The organism is Aureicoccus marinus, from assembly GCF_002954325.1.
In the GTDB taxonomy this organism is placed as follows: domain Bacteria; phylum Bacteroidota; class Bacteroidia; order Flavobacteriales; family Flavobacteriaceae; genus Aureicoccus; species Aureicoccus marinus.
In genome coordinates this window covers 496,352-514,653 of the sequence record NZ_MQVX01000001.1, presented here as the reverse complement: position 1 = coordinate 514,653, position 18,302 = coordinate 496,352, and the positions used below count along the sequence as shown (strand labels likewise).

14 protein-coding genes are annotated in these 18,302 nt (G+C 43.9%); 6 read left to right on the top strand and 8 right to left on the bottom strand.

The features are described from left to right. Positions 1 to 24 precede the first annotated feature (24 nt). Entirely contained in the window at positions 25 to 1,080 is a 1,056-nt protein-coding gene (locus BST99_RS02425) for a lactonase family protein (protein ID WP_181044130.1), read from the top strand. Here the strand turns inward: BST99_RS02425 and BST99_RS02420 are convergent. The 8 genes from BST99_RS02420 to BST99_RS02385 form a co-directional block, all read right to left on the bottom strand. Continuing rightward, positions 1,069 to 2,136 (bottom strand): alkane 1-monooxygenase, encoded by a 1,068-nt coding sequence (locus BST99_RS02420; protein WP_105000382.1) that lies wholly within the window; start codon positions 2,134 to 2,136, stop codon positions 1,069 to 1,071. The two genes, BST99_RS02425 and BST99_RS02420, sit on opposite strands and share 12 nt — an antisense overlap. A 10-nt stretch (positions 2,137 to 2,146) precedes the next feature. Then, positions 2,147 to 2,734: a TetR/AcrR family transcriptional regulator gene (locus tag BST99_RS02415; RefSeq protein ID WP_105000381.1), complete on the bottom strand. Its 588-nt coding sequence runs from the start codon at positions 2,732 to 2,734 to the stop codon at positions 2,147 to 2,149. Positions 2,735 to 2,868: 134 nt separating this feature from the next. After that, positions 2,869 to 3,777, bottom strand: a complete 909-nt coding sequence (locus BST99_RS02410) for a glycoside hydrolase family 17 protein (protein ID WP_105000380.1) — start codon at positions 3,775 to 3,777, stop codon at positions 2,869 to 2,871. Positions 3,778 to 3,803: 26 nt separating this feature from the next. Beyond that, positions 3,804 to 5,366: an MFS transporter gene (locus BST99_RS02405; RefSeq protein WP_105000379.1), complete on the bottom strand. Its 1,563-nt coding sequence runs from the start codon at positions 5,364 to 5,366 to the stop codon at positions 3,804 to 3,806. A gap of 11 nt (positions 5,367 to 5,377) precedes the next feature. Further along, on the bottom strand, positions 5,378 to 6,910 hold the full coding sequence (locus BST99_RS02400) for a glycoside hydrolase family 30 protein (protein WP_105000378.1): 1,533 nt from the start codon (positions 6,908 to 6,910) through the stop codon (positions 5,378 to 5,380). Continuing rightward, on the bottom strand, positions 6,897 to 7,892 hold the full coding sequence (locus BST99_RS02395; RefSeq protein ID WP_105000377.1) for a glycoside hydrolase family 2 TIM barrel-domain containing protein: 996 nt from the start codon (positions 7,890 to 7,892) through the stop codon (positions 6,897 to 6,899). Before BST99_RS02395 ends, BST99_RS02400 begins: the two co-directional genes overlap by 14 nt. A 51-nt stretch (positions 7,893 to 7,943) precedes the next feature. Beyond that, complete coding sequence (locus tag BST99_RS02390; RefSeq protein WP_317046099.1) at positions 7,944 to 9,005, bottom strand: glycosyl hydrolase family 17 protein; 1,062 nt, start codon at positions 9,003 to 9,005, stop codon at positions 7,944 to 7,946. A 222-nt stretch (positions 9,006 to 9,227) separates the two neighbouring features. Beyond that, positions 9,228 to 12,644, bottom strand: a complete 3,417-nt coding sequence (locus BST99_RS02385; protein ID WP_105000375.1) for a hypothetical protein — start codon at positions 12,642 to 12,644, stop codon at positions 9,228 to 9,230. 489 nt (positions 12,645 to 13,133) lie between these two features. On the opposite strand from BST99_RS02385, the gene BST99_RS02375 reads away from it, so the two are divergent. The 5 genes from BST99_RS02375 (at position 13,134) to BST99_RS02350 (ending at position 18,221) form a co-directional block, all read left to right on the top strand. Further along, complete coding sequence (locus BST99_RS02375; RefSeq protein ID WP_317046184.1) at positions 13,134 to 13,658, top strand: DinB family protein; 525 nt, start codon at positions 13,134 to 13,136, stop codon at positions 13,656 to 13,658. 215 nt (positions 13,659 to 13,873) lie between these two features. Further along, a complete protein-coding gene (locus BST99_RS02370; RefSeq protein ID WP_105000372.1) occupies positions 13,874 to 14,761 on the top strand; it encodes a tetratricopeptide repeat protein in 888 nt (295 codons plus the stop codon). Positions 14,762 to 14,907: 146 nt separating this feature from the next. Then, positions 14,908 to 15,840: an OmpA family protein gene (locus BST99_RS02360; protein WP_105000371.1), complete on the top strand. Its 933-nt coding sequence runs from the start codon at positions 14,908 to 14,910 to the stop codon at positions 15,838 to 15,840. A gap of 126 nt (positions 15,841 to 15,966) precedes the next feature. Further along, entirely contained in the window at positions 15,967 to 17,067 is a 1,101-nt protein-coding gene (locus BST99_RS02355) for an MBL fold metallo-hydrolase (protein WP_105002404.1), read from the top strand. A gap of 110 nt (positions 17,068 to 17,177) precedes the next feature. Continuing rightward, positions 17,178 to 18,221, top strand: a complete 1,044-nt coding sequence (locus tag BST99_RS02350) for an N-acetylmuramoyl-L-alanine amidase family protein (protein WP_105002403.1) — start codon at positions 17,178 to 17,180, stop codon at positions 18,219 to 18,221. Positions 18,222 to 18,302: the final 81 nt, after the last annotated feature.

Genomic DNA, 18,302 nt, shown 5'->3' with positions numbered 1-18,302 from the left:
GGCCCCACCTTAATAGCGCTAGTAATGGTAGTAGGATGTACAACAGATCAAAAACAAAATTCCTATCCATTTTATTTGGGAACCTATACCCGTGGCGAAAGCGAGGGCATATACAAACTGAAGCTGGATGGTGAAGGTCAATTCGCAGATCTCAAGCTACAGGCAGAGGTGTTCAACCCTTCATTTCTCGCCTTTTCGCCGGACTCCACCTACCTGATGGCTGTGGAGGAGAATTCACCACCCCAAAGTCTACTGAGTTCTTTTGCCATTTCGGAGGCAGGTCTTGAACGTCTCAGCAGCTCTGCAACGCTCGGAGCGCACCCTTGCCATATCGCGGTGAACAGAGCAGGTTATGTTGTCAGCTCGAACTATTCTGGAGGCTCTATTGTTTTGCATCAAATCATCGAAAATGGCCAGTTGACCAAGCCCTTGGACACCCTCGTCTTTGAAGGGAGCGGCCCCACAGGACGCCAGGAGAAGGCCCACGCCCATTCCACTCATTTTTGGCCGGATTCTAAACATTTGATCACCTTGGATTTGGGATCAGATCGCTTGTGGCTAACGGCCATTACCCCAGACAACACCCTTCAATTACAGGACTCCATTGTCGTTGCGGCGGGTTCAGGCCCGCGCCACGCCACTTTTCACCCCAAAAAGCCTTACTTCTATGTACTCAATGAATTGACCTCCCGCATTACACAGTACAGCATTGAAGAAGGCCGGTTGAATTATGTATCCTCCTTACCCACTTTACCTGAAGATTACGATGGAAGTGCCAACACCACGGCAGAGGTAAAAATATCTCCCGACGGACGCTTTCTGTATGTCAGTAATCGCGGACACAACAGTATTGCTGTATTCTCTTTGGATGAGCAGGGCAAAACCAAACTTGTGAAGTGGACCCCAACACGTGGAGATACCCCGCGCAATTTCTCTTTGACGCCAGACGGTAAATTTTTGGTGGTCGGAAATCAAGACAGCGGTTCCCTGGTCTGCTTTAAAAGGGACGAAGAAACCGGTTTATTGGAATTTACCGATCAATTGGAAGCCCCTACCCCAACCTATATTTTATTTGAGTAGTTCTTCCGGAGCGGGACGGAAGGGCGCTAGTTTTTTATTCATAACGAAGAACCAAAGCGGCGGTACCAGGGCCAAAAGCATCATGCCCGGATAACCCGTGGGCATTTTGGGACTCGATGGATGGGACTTGAGTATCTGGTATTTTTTACTTCCGTTGTAGTGGTGATCCGAATGACGAGATAGATTAAATAGTAAGGTACGCCCTATGGGATGGTCTGAGTTCCAGGAGTGCTGGTGACGAACGGCCTCATAACGCCCGTTCTCTTTCTTCTTTCTCAAGAGTCCGTAGTGTTCGATATAATTGACCGTTTCCAGCAAAATGATCCCTAGAGCGGCTGCTCCCAGAAAACCCCAAAGGACTTCTGTTCCGTAAGCAAAGTAAATGCCCGTTACAACCAGAATATTCGCCAGGGAATAGATCACCATTCGATTTGACCAGTGAAGAATAGATCTGTTTTCGGCTTTCATTCGGGCGTTTTCCAGAGACCACGCTTCCAAGTAGCTCCCAAAATGAGAGCGGAACCAGTAGATAAAGAGAATTTCGTTTTTTCGAGCGGTTGCTGAATCTTCGGGGGTAGCCACGTTGCGGTGGTGTCCGGCATTGTGGTAAGGTAAAAAATGGGTGTTCAAGGAAGTCAGAAGAAGGATTTCTCCCAAAAACTGTTGCCAGCGCTCCGGGCGATGCCCCAGTTCGTGACCTACATTGATCCCAACGACTCCACACATAAATCCCATCGCCGTAACACGACCGTAGAACTCCAGACTGCCAAACGGAGTCTGAGCGATGACATCAAAGAAGTAAATCAAAAAGAAAAGCTGTACCGGAACGGTCCCAAAAAGAATCCAGTCGTAGAGCCCCTGATTTTTTTCATCCTCCTCTTTTCTCTTGTCCCAATTACTACTGTCGGGACTTACCAATAACTCCAATAAGGGAACAAATCCAAAATAGGTGATCAGTGGTAAAAAGGTAATCCAGCCCTCCTGATGAAAGGCAATCCAAACCGTTACGGGAATGGTGTAGACAAAAAGGTACTTGAAACGTTGAATCAGCTGCATGAGATATATATTAATTGGGCGGACAAGGTGAAATGCCGCGGGTAATAATAGCGATCAGGTTATCAAAATGAGGCTCTAGGCGGTCGTAATTGCCTTTTAAAAAGAAATCTGCCTCCAGCCCCTGCAAGAGCATGACCAGAACCTCAGCATAGACCCGTAGCTCACCGGGTAATTCCAGGTCCCCTGCTAAAACTCCTCTTTCGAGTAAAGAAAGGATTTGACCAATTTCCCACTGAGCCAGCGCCTCTTTTTGGGCGTCCATAAATCGGTGGTGTTCGTAAAATTCGGGTCTTAAGGTTTCGCGGTAATGAGGAGAATCGTAAAAGGCTTTCATTCGGGCCAACATATAAAAGCGGATCCGCTCCTTGGCATCTGCTTTTTCCATCAAGAAGACCTCTTCCAAGGTTCTTTTGACCTTTTCCAGGTCTTTGAGGACCAGCTCCTCAAATAGTCGCTCCTTACTGCCAAAGTGATAGTAAATCGCCCCTTTCGCCTTCTGAGCTTGCTGGGCAACTGCTTCCAAGGAAGTTTTTTGGTAACCGTACTTCTGAAAAGTGACCTCTGCGGCATCGAGCCATTTATTTCGTGCTGTTGACAAATTTTACGTTTTGACGAATATAGTTTAATCGTCAATTTTGACAAAACAGAACTCTCAAGTCACTGATATGGACACATAAAAAAGGCCACTTCCTAAGAAGCGGCCCCTATACCTTTTTGACAAATCGAAATACCTTAGAACTTCAGTTTTTCTTCTTTGTCCATAATACCCCAATAAGCTCCGACATCACCTTCGGCTCCAACTTTCCAGGATTCATCAAAGGAAGAGAAGTAAAAGACGGGGATATCGTCTTGTTTGGTCCATTGTTGGGTGTTGATGTAATAACCCATTGCATTCTCTTTAGATGGCAGCGCGGTATGCAAACCAGCACCTTGACTGGGCCAGCCGGTCTCTGATATAATGACAGGCTTACCATTTGCTGCGGCCTTGGCCTGAGCATACATCTCTTTCATATAGAGTAAAGAGTATTCAAAGGGACAGGCCTCCCAATAAGGGTAACAATTGGCAAGAAGGACATCGCATGCCTCCGTTATATCCGGATGATCGGTGAACTCATAATAGGCATCAACATAACCAACAGGAACGTCAACCTTATTTTTTACCTGATGAATAAAGTCCAGGAGCTCTTCTCGGGATAAATCCCCTCTATAGAGCACTTCATTCCCCACCGCAGCGATATCAACCATTCCCTCAGAACATAAATCGATCAAGCCACGTACTTCTTTCTTGTTGATTTCCGCGTCGGTTCCCAACCAGGCTCCCACAAGAGTTTTTAATCCAAACTCACGTGCAATGCGTGGAATATGCTCATTGCCTTCTGTGCACGAAAACGACCTGATCCATTCGGTGTGAGGCGCAATGAGAGCCATTCTTCTTCTAATTTGCTCCTCACTGATAATATCCCCTGGAGACTGTCCTTCTTCATAAGGACTGAAACACAAACCGTGTATTCCTTCTTTCCAGAACCTGCCAAAACGTTTTTTAAGATTCTTCCTCTCCTCCAAAGCCTTTCGCGTGGTAAGCGACAACACTTTGTCTTCTCTAAACTTATCGTCAAAAGTACGTTCTCCTTTAAAAGACATTTAATATAATTTCTATTTCCAACTATTTATAATTCTCCTCTTCTTTCTACCAAGGTAGCTTTGATTTCTTTGGCTTTCCTTTCTGAGAGCCCGTATTTATACATGACCCAGATCGCCAAAAGCGCAGTTGCTATAGGGATAATAATATCCGCTATACGCAAATTGATCATGGTCTCTTCTGCTTGAACCGTAATATTTTGATCGAATCCAACAAACTTGAGAACTAGCCCACTTAATATAAGTGCCAATCCTTGGCCGAGCTTAACCATCCACCAGTAAATTGCACCGAAGGTACCTTCTTTTCTGGGCATACCATTCTTCAACTCATCCAGGTCACATACATCAGCAGTCATACTCATCATAAGGGTAAATAACCCTCCAATACCAAATGCCATTAAGGGCAAAGGCAAAAATATCAACCAGGGCCCTCCAGCAGAGGTGTCTATACTAAACCAAGACATATTCATCGAATCCAAAAAGGGATTCAAGTATTCAAATACTGATCCCACAGCAGAATTGAGCGACTTCCCTAGAGATGTTTCATTAAAACGCGCGTTGGCTGCAGAATCAAATCCCCACCATTTCATTCCATAACCAACAACAGAAATTAAGGTAGAGATCACAAAAGCCTTCTTTTTACCCCAACGGTTGGCCATCCAAGAAATAATAGGAATAACGATGAAGGCTGTTAATATAGCCTGTATGGTTGCGAACCATCCCGGCCAAGGATTCGCGGCCCCATAATCTCCGTTGTACATAGAGAATACGATAATAAAGGTTGCGAAAGAAGCAACGAGTTGAAAACCATTAAAAACCAAGAATGTCGCTCCACAAAGTCGGACAAATTCCTTGTTCTTAGCCACCTGTGCAATCCCTCTGAACAAATCAAATAAGTTTGTGAAAAGGGTCCGGAACGAGATCTCTTTTCGATTTTCCATTTTAGAGGAATCAATACCTCTACAAAAAATAGCCGGCAAAACTCCCAAAATAATGCAGGCACCTGCAACATAAAGAGACATGGTTCGTACACCTTCTGCCTGGGATGGAAAAATATCAGGATCCGCGATAATAACCCAGAACCAGGGGACTATCATCCAGGCTATTTGCCCTACCGTCTGTGAAAAGGCCATCAACCGTGTTCTTTCGTTGTAGTCAGAGGTCATCTCATACCCCAACCCAATCAGGGGAGTCGAGAACATGGTATTCCCTATGAGGTAAATCATAGAGACAATCAGAAAGTACCAAAAATTGTAATCGGGAGAATTATTTTCATCTAATTGCCATAATATGGCAAAAAGCACCCCACTAAGGATAGCTCCAATAAAAATATAGGGTCTTCTACGGCCCCATCTAGAAGTCGTATTATCCGATATAAAGCCCATTATGGGATCTGTAAGGGCATCGAATACCCTCGGGAGGGCACCCAATAATCCTGCCTTGACCGGATCCATTCCAAAGGCCGTCAACAGGAAAAACATAAAAAAGCTCAGGGCACCCGGCAACAGGTTGTTCACTAAATGACCCGAACCAAATGCTGCTTTTTGAACTAAACTTACCCGATCTCTTGAAGCGGTTTTTGATTTACCCATCCCTATTTTTTTTATCCGTCCTGCTTTTTAATCAAGGACGTTCTTTTAACCACCAAGGTCTGTATTGCCTGTCCGCTAATATCGCCGCTAAACAAAGAGTCGTCAATTTCCAGACTATAAGACCTGGACTGTTCCGTAGAATTAAAGAGCACTACAATTAAAGAACCATCCGGATTCTCAGCAGCGGTAACTTCTAAGTCAGACTCCGACACCTCAAATCCGACCCTGTATGCTCCTGGGCGGATGTACCGGCTAAAATGGCTGAGGGTATAAAAAAGCGGAGTATAATAGACCTGGTTCTGCTCCGGATCCACAATCACCGGCGCGACGCACCAATTTTTAAACCAGTTGGGCCCTCCTTGTCTATCAAGGACCATATTCCAATCAATCCAACCATCAACCCAATTGTTCAAACATCCGATAATATCTCTCGCGTAGCGGTAAACCGGTACATATTTAGGGTGCAGGTGTTTGTCTTTTTCCAAGGCCCAATCAAAACCCCAGTCTGTGGCTTCCTTTTCCCAATACCAAGCATCTTCTTGCCAATGAGGAATTTCTGCGTCTACGCAAGCTTCCGATTGAATCAAATGTTGTCCAGGGGCCTTTTTGTGCGCATATTGCAAGGCATCAGGGAACACCTCATAGGTGCTGGCATACCAGTGAATTGCGGTTCCATCAAAATATTGGGCATTTTCTTCGGAATTGTACATGGCGTCTATCCACTCGTTTAGGTGCTCGCGGTTTTGATCATATCCGAGAATTTTGACTTCTCCGAATCCATCTGTTTTCAATTTGGGTCCTAGATAATCCCGTACAAAATCCGTCATCTCCTTTGGGGTGTAGTGCATACTCTCCCAATTGTTTCCGTTTCCTAAAGGCTCATTCTCTACCGTCACGCCCCAAATGGGAATACCCTGCTCTTGATAGGCCTTGATGTATTTCGAAAAAAATAGAGCCCAGGAGTTGTGGTTTTCAGGTAATAATTTACCCCCTACATAGGCGTTGTTGTCTTTCATCCAAGGAGGAGCAGTCCAAGGAGAAGCTAATATTCTAAACCCTTCCTTTGAAACCTCTTGAGCCGATTTAATCATGGGGATTAAATCATCCAAATCCGGCTCTATACTGAAATGTGACAATTCGGTATCTCCCGGAACTTCTGCATACGAATAGTTCGAAAGTGAAAAATCGCAAGAGTTCATGTGTGTACGGGTAAGAGAATAACGCGCCCCACTCTCACCGAAGTAAGCTTCCATTATTTCATCTCTTTTGTCTTGGCTCATTTGATTCAATAGATGAGCCGAGGCTTCAGTAAATGCTCCTCCGAAACCTGTTATCTCTTGAAATTTTTCTTCTGGTTGAATAGAAATACGGATGGCAGTACGATCTGCTGATGGACTAAAATTGGTTCTTTTGCTTAGACTATTGCCCGAAGCTGATGTTTCAAAAACCTCAACCTTCATTTCGGAGATATTTGTTCCGCACCCTCCAAGAATAACCACGGTTAAAAGACCTAGCCATAAGAGATTGGTTTTAATCAATTTCATCTGTGTAGTATTTTTTCACCACCTGAAAGGCTTCTTTCTGCTTCCGGTTTAGATCAACAATTCCCCAATACTCCTCATTGGCAGTTCTGTCATAAGGTACTCCGCTGCTGTTAGGGGCAAATCCTCCGGGATCCTGTTTATCTGGGTTGCCGGCCTTCCACCAGCCATCGGTGTAAGAAAACAAGGCTACACCGGAACCAATATCTTTTCTAGCAAATATGGCCTTCAGAATATTGGCATTAGCGTCTGCCTGAGCTTTTTGATTAGGCCCTTGGTCATAACCATGACTTCCGTAGGTCATATAGCTATCTCCTCCTGCTTCCGAGAGGTACATCGGTTTAGTACTTATTTGCTTCCATTGATCAAAAATGGGGCCTGGTTTGTCCCATCGATATACATTCATTCCCCAAATATCAATTTCGGTTCCCATGGCCAAAGCGAGCTTGTCAGGTAATTCTCCATGAGCCGTTGTAACAGGATGTGCAGGATCTTCTGCATGAATGGCCTTGGCAGCTTCATTCATAGCTCTGTACCAGTTTTTTATGTCTCCCGAGAACCATTCCGGATGATAATTGTACTCATTACCCAATTCCCAAAGAAGAACAGCCGGGTGATTCTTGTAGGAGCGCACATAATCGAGATAAGTTCCAGAAAGCACGTCAAATTGTCCACCTTGATTATAACCAAAGCCTACAATCACAAAGAGTCCCTTTTCAGCAATTAAATCCATGACCTCTTTTTCCTGGATAGGTTCATAAACCCGAATGGTATTGATCCCAGCTTTTAACATGAGGTCCAGGTCTTCTTCAATACGATCAAAAGACCTCTTTGTTTTGTTTGGAGGAACAGGATGATAACAGATCCCCTTGATAAAGAAGGGTTGATTATTAACCAGCAATTGTCTTCCTTCTGTTTTGATAGCATTTGCAACCGGTAAACTCTTGCATGAATTCAACCAACTACCCGCAATAATGAATACCATTATTACAGCAAATGACCATGAAAAGAAGTTTAATTTCATTTTCATAAACACTTAATCAATTCTTTCATTTAATGGTGGAACCTCAGTATTACTCAAGAGTGAATCCAAATTTCCTCCCCATGATTTTTTCAAAGGATTACCTCCCCGTGAAATACCTTCAAAAGCGCCTTGATCCACCAAATCCCAAAGGGCGTATTTCACTGTACCATCTATGGTGATAAGTCCAAAGTGATTCTCAGATCCTCCCGGATTGAGCGCGTCTTTCCAATTTTCATCAAAAGCCTCAAAAAAGAAGCAGCTGATATTATTTTTATTGGTCCATTCCCGCATCATACGGTGGTAAAGACCCTCCTTGTACTCATCAGTAGCTTTGGACCCCGTTTCACCATAGAATCCATTTGAAGAAGTCGCCCAGCCCGTCTCGCCAATATGAATGGGCTTGTTAACACCAATGTGTTTTCCGTAGGCGACCACACTATCGTATTGCGCCTGGGCATACGACAGAGCCCTTTCCATAGCCACTTCAATTTTCACCTTCTTCTCCTGAACTTGCTCGTCGGGAAGCATTCCCCAAAAGGAAGGATTGTAATGGGTATCGTGCATGGGATAAGTGTGCATCGATACGTAATCGACTGCTTCCCAAAGCTGATTCAAAGCATCGACGTGGTATTCCTGACCCCCACCGCCCCAAGAGGCGAAATTATCAGAAGAGGTGATCCAGAGATTGCGATCAAGGACACCCTGAACTTTTAAATCTTGCAAGTACTTCACCCAACCCAGAATGACACCGGGCTGCACAAAATAACTGGCTGCCCATTTCACCATCGCTTCGTTTCCGACGGCTAAAACCTTAACTATGTCGGGGTAGGTCTTAGCCAACTCAACGGCACGATCTACCTCCGCTGTATTGGAAATTATATCTTGATTATCGTGGTTGGGAACACCAGTAAAAGCATTTTCGCAATTGATCCATATTCCAAGCATCACATACATTTCGAACTGCGGGTCCTCATTCTTTAATTCCCGAATGGCCTGGAGTATATTCCCTGCCTGTTCAAAATGAGTATTGTAGGTACGTAACATCCCTACCCCCATAGCCTTAAGGATCAGCATATCTTCCTTAAGTTCATCAACCGTCGGTTGAATATCTCGGGTGTTTTGCCTGTAACCACCATAAGAAATGGCAAGGTAGTCCGGATTCCCAAGGATCTCTTCCGCAGATTTATCCAGGGAATAGTTTCAATTACTTCTTTCTTTTTGCAAGCCCAACCAAACATGAGTAAACTATTTATTAATAAGAATCGAACTGTCCATTTCATTCTGAAATTCTATGTATTACGAAAAATTAACTTCGATTTTTTTGATTCCTCCTCGGCCAAAGAGCTCTTTACTCAAGTCGGAATTCAGTCGATTGCCCTCCAATTTGACGGACTCTCCGCTTTCTTTTTCAATTCGTATTTCACTTGACTTTCCGAAATGGTATACAACCGGCACTTGACACAGGGTAAAGGCCATTGCATTTGCGGGAATATTTATGGATGCTTTACCATGGTCCTTGGTGTAATAGGAAAACTCTCTGGCTTCCTGCAAAAGCTCCTTTCGGTTGAGCAAATAAGGATCAAAAGAAACACGTCCTTCCTTAACATCAACTCCAAGCTCACCAAACCTGGCAATCACATCTTCTTTCACCTGTCCTGTCATTCCTGGTTGTTGAGCCCCTCGATGTGAGGGGGTATGAGAGTAGGGATCGGTCGGGAAGGCTCCATAGAGTTCGGGAGATTTGTCAGCACCAATTCCGGCAAGAATTTCATAGTAATGATCGATTAGACGACTGGTGACCTCACTATTCCCCTCTTTTTTATAGGCCGCATAACAACATTCCTGCGCCGCCAACAAAAGTTTGGATACCATATGCCAATAGATGGACCCTAAGCCTTCATAACCAAAAAAGGTTCCTGAACGCCCGGTAAAGGCTTTGTGATTAAAGACTTCTTCAAACAGAACGAGAACAGCTTCACGTTGTTTTTTAACAAGTTCTGAGTACTTCTCTGGCAATTGGCTCATTGCAAGATCAACACTGTCCGCATTATTGAAATCCCCATTAAAGTGATCCTCTCCTTGAGCATCCCGATTTACCAATTCGGTATTGCCATCTGCTATCAATTTTGACAAAAGAGGATTGGCCTCAACCGCCCCGCTCGGTAAAGTATTCTTATCCAGAAAACGAGCAAGATTTTTATTCGGATAGAGTATGTAGGAATACTGATCTTCCCTGAACAGAGAACTGCCTTTTAAAGCGTCGAGAACGGCCAAGGATTCTTCTGGTTGAAGATATCCCGAACTCAATACAGCTACCTGCCCCTCAAGCATTTCGCTGAGGTAGGAGACTTCGGCCGAATTCTCGCTTAAAGTGATCAAATTGTAAGCGTGGTACAATCCATCCTGGCGCTTATTGGCCTCTATAGATTGATCGAGAATATCGACGACAAGAGCACAAAAATTCTGGATTTGCCCTAATCCTAAAGACGCTTTAGCTCCGCTAAATCCATTCGCATAAATTCCTGCTCTGAATTCAGAAGCTGCTTCACCTAAACCATCCATTATGGTTCTGCGTTGCTCATTACTTACTCGGCTTCCAGAAACAATACCTGCAGCGCTTAAAGTGTTTTCCACACCTTGATAGAATTGCAATAACTCCACTGAAATATCGACAAACTGCCCTTCCAAACCTGCAAGCATTTTACTCATAAACTGAGCAAATCTTCGCAAGTAATACAACGTTACCATGGACAAACCATTACCCACTAAGGCATTGTTTGCGTCATTCCACTCCGGTCTTTGGGTATTCATCCAAATACCTCCTTCAGGTACTAAGTTGGAACACTTTGCCAAGAAAGTTGCCAGAAGCTTTTCGGTTAAATTAACTCGATGCAAACTTCCGCTTTGCGATTGTAAAAGTGCTCCATCAGCACCTATTTCATCTCTTCGCTTTCTAATTTTTGTATCGGCCTCTTCATCAAATAAAATGGTGTCCTTTGGGTTGCGAACAATTTCCTTGTACTCCTTGATCTTATAAGGGACATGTGCGTAGACGAAACAGGAGTTATTCAAACTGTTCTGGAGTGTTCCAGGGAAAAAATCTTCACTGAATTCCAAAAACTTAAGGAGGTAAATAATCTGGTGATCACCCCAATAACCAATATAAGACCAGGGATCATTAGGTTCGATAATCTCCCAATCAAACCCATCCTTGGTTACACGGTAAGGATTGTAACCATCAAAAGTTGTGGCATTAAAGAACTTGTAAATCATTCCGTCGATAAATTCTGGAAAGGAGAAAGCTAAGGCCTCCCAATTCTGGAATATATCTCGCCAATTACCCTGATAATCCAAAATCTTGGACCCGTCTTTTTCGCTTTGAGTATTTATCGAAAACCGGTTCCAAGGTCGACTCGGGTCACCGTGTCTTCTACTGAACTTTAAAGGAAGGTACTCTCCGGCCAATCGAATAAGATCATCATTACCTGTACTCTGTGCCCAAGCCCTAACATCAGAAATGGTTGTTTCTTCAGGCAATTTATTAAGGTCGTTCTTGAATTCTTGGTAAAGGAAACGGCTCGCTTTTTGGAGATAAGGCAGAAAATCTGACTTTTCAACCGCGTAAGAGTTATCGAACACCCCACCTCTCATAATGTTGAACATGGAATTGGCAAAATGGCGACTTACTCTTCTAGAATCCGCAGAACACTGAATCCCATCTGCACTGGCGACCAATTCTGAGAGTGACTTACTTCCTTTCTCAATATTCTCAAAAACCTCAGATTGGCTTGGTTGCCCCTTAAGTAACTGGTGATGCAGGTTTGCCACTTGAGATGGTCCTGCGTTAACATTGGCTACTTGCATCCAATTCTCTGTTCCACCAGCACTTAACTCCACTTGAGCAACCTGAAAATAGGCTCCTCTTTCTGCACGGACATCCTCTTCAGTTTTAATTTCAAACCCTTCTCTAAATTGATCCAACTGTAAGCTCGAAATGAGGTAACGACATCCGTCCAGACCTGAAGACCAAACCGTATTCGCTTTTAATGCCTCACTTGGCTCCGCTCTATCCACTATAATGGCGCTTAAAGCGTAGATCCCCAAACCTGAATCTTTCATCAATTCGCTCTTCTTGTAGGCATCTACTAGATTGCTGTATGTATTCTGCAATTCAGGCCCTACTCCATAGGGTAAAATATTCTGAATACCATCCAATAAGTCAATCGTTCTTGACTCAGAACCAGAATTGATAATACGAGCCTTGCGAACAAAACCAAATTGTGCGCTTGAATTCCACTCGCATTCAAAGGTTAAATCCAGATCGTGATTCACTTCCTGGAAAATCAACTTATTCCCTATTTCACTCTTATAGAGATTACGCGTATAGCCATAAACGCCCCTATAGGAATTGGAAAAAGGCTCCCAAACCAGGTGCTTGCCCTGACTTTTTATTCTTACAATGGTTTTACTTCCTGAGACTTCTGAATTATCCCTGAGCTTGTCCTCAGTGTAGTACGGAAAAAGAGAATAATCACTATTTTTTCTTCCCGCTGTAAGACCACCGTTACTTGAAATGAATAACCAGTGATTGGTATCACTAACAATACTCATGAAGAAGGGATTCATGGCATCGTAGTTTTCTATTTTATAAAAGGTTTCTCCTTGAATTTCTAAAGCATCCAATTGAACTTTTTTGTTCAGTGGTGTTATCATAAATGATGATCTTGGTTAATCTGGAACAGCAAAACCTTGCTGCTGTGAATTTGAAAAAAAAACGGTCTAAAAACTGTCATTTATGCAATTTTCAACCTTGTCCACTAATTTATTTTAAAAGGGCGCCAATCGCCAAAAAAAAGAACTTGACATTTCTACTACATGCATATGAGAAAAAAGTTGAACACAAAAAACAGCATCCTTCTCAAAGCTAGTCATAGCGGCTTGTTCAGGTGGTGATTTCTATTTTTACCTTGCAATGTATGGGTTTTGTATAGGTGAAATTAAAGAGGGTATAAGTTCGTATTCATAACAAAAGTTCTATTGTATAGGAGGATTTAAATTTTTCTTGATTCATACTAAGTTCTATATGCCGATTCAATTGTTGCCACAACCTAAGAGCATTAATATCCTCCAAGTTCCCTATTAAGGCTTTAATAGGTTCAACTCTCAACTTCTAGGTATTACTTACTTTAAGACTCCTAATCAATAAGTTATCACACGAGAACACGTCTTTACCTCGCTATTTTTTGTTGCAGCACTTTTGTTTTTGCACAGGACAGCGAAATCAGCCGACTAAAAATTGATTTTGAGAGAGGCAAAACCTTGTCTCTGGCTCATATCGAGGCCATGCCTGAAGATCAATTTAATTACCGGGCTACGGATAGCGCCATGACCTTAGCAGAACACATGCTCCATACCGCCCAGGGAATGTATGGCTTGGTGGCAAATAGCACAGGGCAAACCAATCCTTATGCTCAAAAAAATCCGGTTAAGGAATCCGAACTACACCGTAAAGCAGAGGTGCTCAGAATCATAACAGAGAGTTATGATTTTGCCTTGGAAGGTATCGGAGGAATGGATCCGGGCAGCTTTGATGAGGTAATCACTTGTGGTCCCTTTAATGTAACTCTGATCGATTGGGTGTATAAGGCCAAGGAACACAACACCCACCATACGGATCAAGCCGCTATTTTACCTGTGTTTACTCGGAATAAAACCTCTGGTATATAACCTCTTTAAATAAAGGATAGCATGGTGAGAACTTGAAGGAAATGTCCTAAAAAAATCAAGGATTCTTTAGTAAATCAAAAAGGACTATTCCTTCACGTTTTACCCTTTTGACAAACAGCTAGAAGCCTGGTCGTTTTTTGATCGAAAAAATCAGCGGCCTGTCGATACTGCTTTATGTAGAGCGCCATCCCAATTACATTTAAAAATTGGGAATAATGGGGTACGACATCATGAAAAACAACAACACCAAACGATTGGCAGTCAGCTTACTGCTGATCTTTCCTCTCCTTGTATTCGGGCAAAAGCGAGTGGAAGCGAAAGCAGACCGGCTTTTTCAAAAGCGTGCCTATGCCTTGGCCGCGGATGAATACGAGGATTTACTCAAGCACAATTGGAATACGGCCTATGCACACAAGCAGTTGGCTTTCTGTTATTTTGAAACCCGAGAATTTGACAAAGCCCTACCTCATCTGCAAGAGGTTCTAGGGAACGACGACCTTCCTTTACGGTATATCTGGGAGTATGCCCTTCTATTAAAAGCGGAAGGAAAAATCGAAGAGTCTGAAAAATGGCTGGCCTACAGCAAGATGATCAAATTGAAGAATCCCTTGATTCCTCGGCTGAGTCAAGACAGTACTTGGCACCCTGTGGCCTTACTCGAAAGGCAAGAATACAAAGTGGAGCCGGTTTCTTTCAATTCCAAATACAGCGACTTCGGGGCCCGCATCTACAATGACACCCTTTATTTTACATCCTCTCGAAAAACGCCAGAAAACAACAGCAATTACAGTTGGTACGATGAACCCTATTTGGATCTGTATTACATCCCGCTTTCTTCCTTAGATCAAACCCCCAAGGCTCTGGAGGGTGGAATTCGATCCAAATACCACGAAAGTTCCCCGACCTTTTTTAAGGATTACAAAGGGAAAAATTCGGTCTTCTTTACCCGTAATAACCTCAAAAGTGGGCAATACGTTGTAGGAAAAAAACGGATCAACAACCTGAAAATCTACAAAGGAGAACAAAAAAAGAATGGCACCTGGGACATGAGCCGTGACTTGGCTATTAACAGTCCGGACTACTCGAATGCCCACCCTTTTTAAGCCCCGATGGCAAACGCCTTTATTTTAGTTCTAACCGCCCAGGAGGATATGGGGGATCCGACATCTTTTACTGTGAAATACGATCCAGAGGTGGACTTTCCTACCCCATCAATGCCGGTCCAGTTGTCAACACGGAAGGCAATGAAATGTATCCTTTTGTGGACGAAGAAGGACAGCTCTACTTTGCCTCGGATGGGCATCCAGGCTATGGACAACTCGATATTTTTAAAACACTGAACAATCATTTAGGTATCCCGGAGAACGTAGTCAATCTGGGACAACCGATAAATGGAAAAGGAGATGACTTTGGTTATTTCCAAGTCAAAGGACAATATGAAGGGTTCTTCAGTTCGAATCGCGCCGGAGGAAAGGGAAGCGACGATCTCTATTCCTTTGCCTACAACCCGGCCCTGATTTTTAAAGGGGAGTTCCTAGATCGAATTTCCAAGAAGGCGATTAAAGACGTACAGATTAAGTTGATTGACCTCAGTATAAATGAAACGGTAAAGATCTTGGTGACTTCAGCATCAGGAGCATTAACCACAGAAGTGAAAGAAGACCGGCTCTATGCCCTGGAAATCAGTCATCCTTCTTTTGATACCCATTTGGAATCCTTCAGTACCTGGGATCTAAGCACGGGGCAAACTGATTTATCAAAGATCGTGGAGTTGAATCCCCTATTCGACCTCAAAGAACTGTCAGGTTTTAGCCCTGTTTATTTCAATACAGGTTCTTTCAATCTGCCGGGCAATGCACGCAAAGAATTAGACAAACTTGTTCGTCTGGTTCGCGATCGCTATACAGAAATGGAAATAGGAATTCAGGTCTACACCCGAGAGCGAGACAACTGGGAAAGTAACAAGAATCTCTCGGAAAAAAGAGCGGCCGCAGTGGAATGGTATTTGGTATCTCAAGGATTCCCTCGTCAAAGTATTCGCTATTACCAAGGCAATGGACAAAACTATGAATGGCCTTGTGATTCCGAGAATCAATGCTGGCGCTTGGGCCAGTCAAAGGACCAGCGAGTTCAGATTGATCTGCTACAGCTCGAAAGTGAAGACAGTTCATTGAACCACTAAGCAATTGCAGTCCGTAAAATCAGGTGTTGCCTTAATCTCTATGATTTGGGAAGGCATGTCTATCTTTGGCTGTTGTTTCACCTCGCCCATCCAATGAATAAGAAGGTATTTAAAATCCTCCGTAAAATGCTCCTCTACATTGGTATACTCGTCGGTGTCCTGTTTTTGGGCATCGTCCTCTTTATGAACCTCAGCCCGCAATTTGGAAGAAAGCCCTCTGCCGAGCAGAAAAAAGAGTACGCCAAAACCGACAACCACAACGGTGACAACTTCTTAAACATCGACGGAGTCACAGCCGATATGGCTCGAGGGGATATGTGGAAAGCCATGAAAGGCATGCTGAGGAGTATACCCAATACCCGTCCTGCTTCTCCCCTGCCCGTTCAATCCATCGACTCAACCGATATTGCCCAGTACAGTGGAGAGGCCCGCTTGGTTTGGTTCGGTCATTCGACCTTTCTCTTGCAATTGCAAGGAAAGAATATCCTGATTGACCCCATGTTCGGCCAAGTCCCGGCCCCCCATCCTTGGTTGGACGGAAAACGCTTTGGAAAGTTGCCCATCGAAATCAAAAAACTTCCTCAGATCGATGCTGTATTGCTTTCGCACGACCATTACGATCACCTGGATCACCTTTCTATTTTACTGATTAAGGACAAAGTGAAACACTTTTTCACCCCGCTGGGCCTAGGCAATCATTTGCAACGCTGGGGGGTTTCAAAAGAAGATATTACTGAACTGAATTGGTCGGAAGAAGTGAATTTCGAGGGCCTTCTTTTCGCGAGCACCCCTTCACAACACTTTTCTGGAAGAGGCTTTTCTGATCGCGATCAAACCCTGTGGACTTCCTGGGTCATTCAATCAGAATCCGAGAACATCTTTTTTAGCGGAGATAGTGGGTACGCCGATCACTTTAAGTCCATAGGCGAAAAGTACGGTCCCTTTGACTTTGCCTTGATGGAATGCGGGCAGTACAATACCCTCTGGCCTGTCGTTCATATGTTTCCTGAAGAAACAGCGCAGGCGGGTATCGATGTCAAGGCCAAACGAGTCATGCCCATTCATTGGGGAGCCTTTAAACTGGCGCAGCACACCTGGACAGATCCGGTGGAGCGATTCAAAGCCAAAGCAGAAGAATTACAGCTGGAGTATGTGGTCCCTGAGATTGGACAAATCACCCAGATCAAGGACTCCACCCTGGTTCAAAAGGAGTGGTGGAAAGACTAATGGCTTATTTGCACCGAGAAATTTCTCTAATTTTAAGCTCAGGAAAATCCGAACTTCATTTAATGGTTCCTCGGGTTTCCGGACGATCAATCAAAAAATCAAGGGTTTACATGAGATATCCCCAAAGCAAAAAAAGCATACTGTTTCTTGGAACATTGGTATTCTTAGGCCTTCTCAGCACCTCTGCTCAGGATTCACTAAAAACCGTGACGGCACAAAATGGAGATGGTATACTATCACTTCTCAGACGGCATGGGGTTAACCCTTACGAGGCCTACGAGGAATTTGTCGGGCTGAATATTGAAAATCTCAAGGATAGCACCCAACTCTTTGCTGGACGAAACTACAAGATTCCTTTAGGTACGGAAACTACGGCAGTATCGGAAGAGCATTCTCGAAATGAAGAAACTGGAGCCAAAGGAGAGAACTTCCCCATTTTCGGAAAAAAATACAATCCTGTTTACCGAAAAAGTGAACGCTTAAAAGGGACCGTCTACTATTTAGTCGCTGGTCATGGAGGACCAGATCCTGGGGCAATGACCACTTATGCAGGTCAATCCATTGCGGAAGATGAATACGCTTATGATATCACCCTGCGTTTAGCTCGAGAACTAATCACCCATGGGGCTTTAGTGTATGTTATCATCCGAGACAAGGACGACGGGATTCGGGATCAACGCGTACTGAAAATCGATCGTGACGAGGTCGCCTACCCGAACAAGACCATCCCGCTCAATCAGCGTGAACGGCTAAAACAGCGTGTAGATGTCGTGAACAAACTGCACCAAAAATACAAGGGCAAATTTCAGAGGCTCATTGTAACCCACATCGATTCCAGAAGCAAAGGCCAAAACATTGATGTCTTCTTTTACCACCACAAAAAGAGCAAGAACGGGAAACGATTGGCGGAGAGTATTCACAAAACCTTCAAGCAGAAGTACAAAAAGTACCAGCCCAACAGAACGTATTCCGGAACCTTCGAAAATCGAACTTCGCTCTATATGGTGAAGAACACCCATCCAGCTACTGCTTTTATCGAAATCGGGAATATTCGCAACAAGAAGGACCAACAGAGAATCCTGGAGCCCGATAACCGCCAGGCCCTGGCAAAATGGATTTCGGAGGGTATTCTTCTGGACTATGAGTCCCGCTAATTAAAAGTGTTGCTGAGTGCGTGAACTAGTATTATCCTCAGCGACAGCCTGAACAGCTTCAAAGTTTTTGCTAAGGAGATC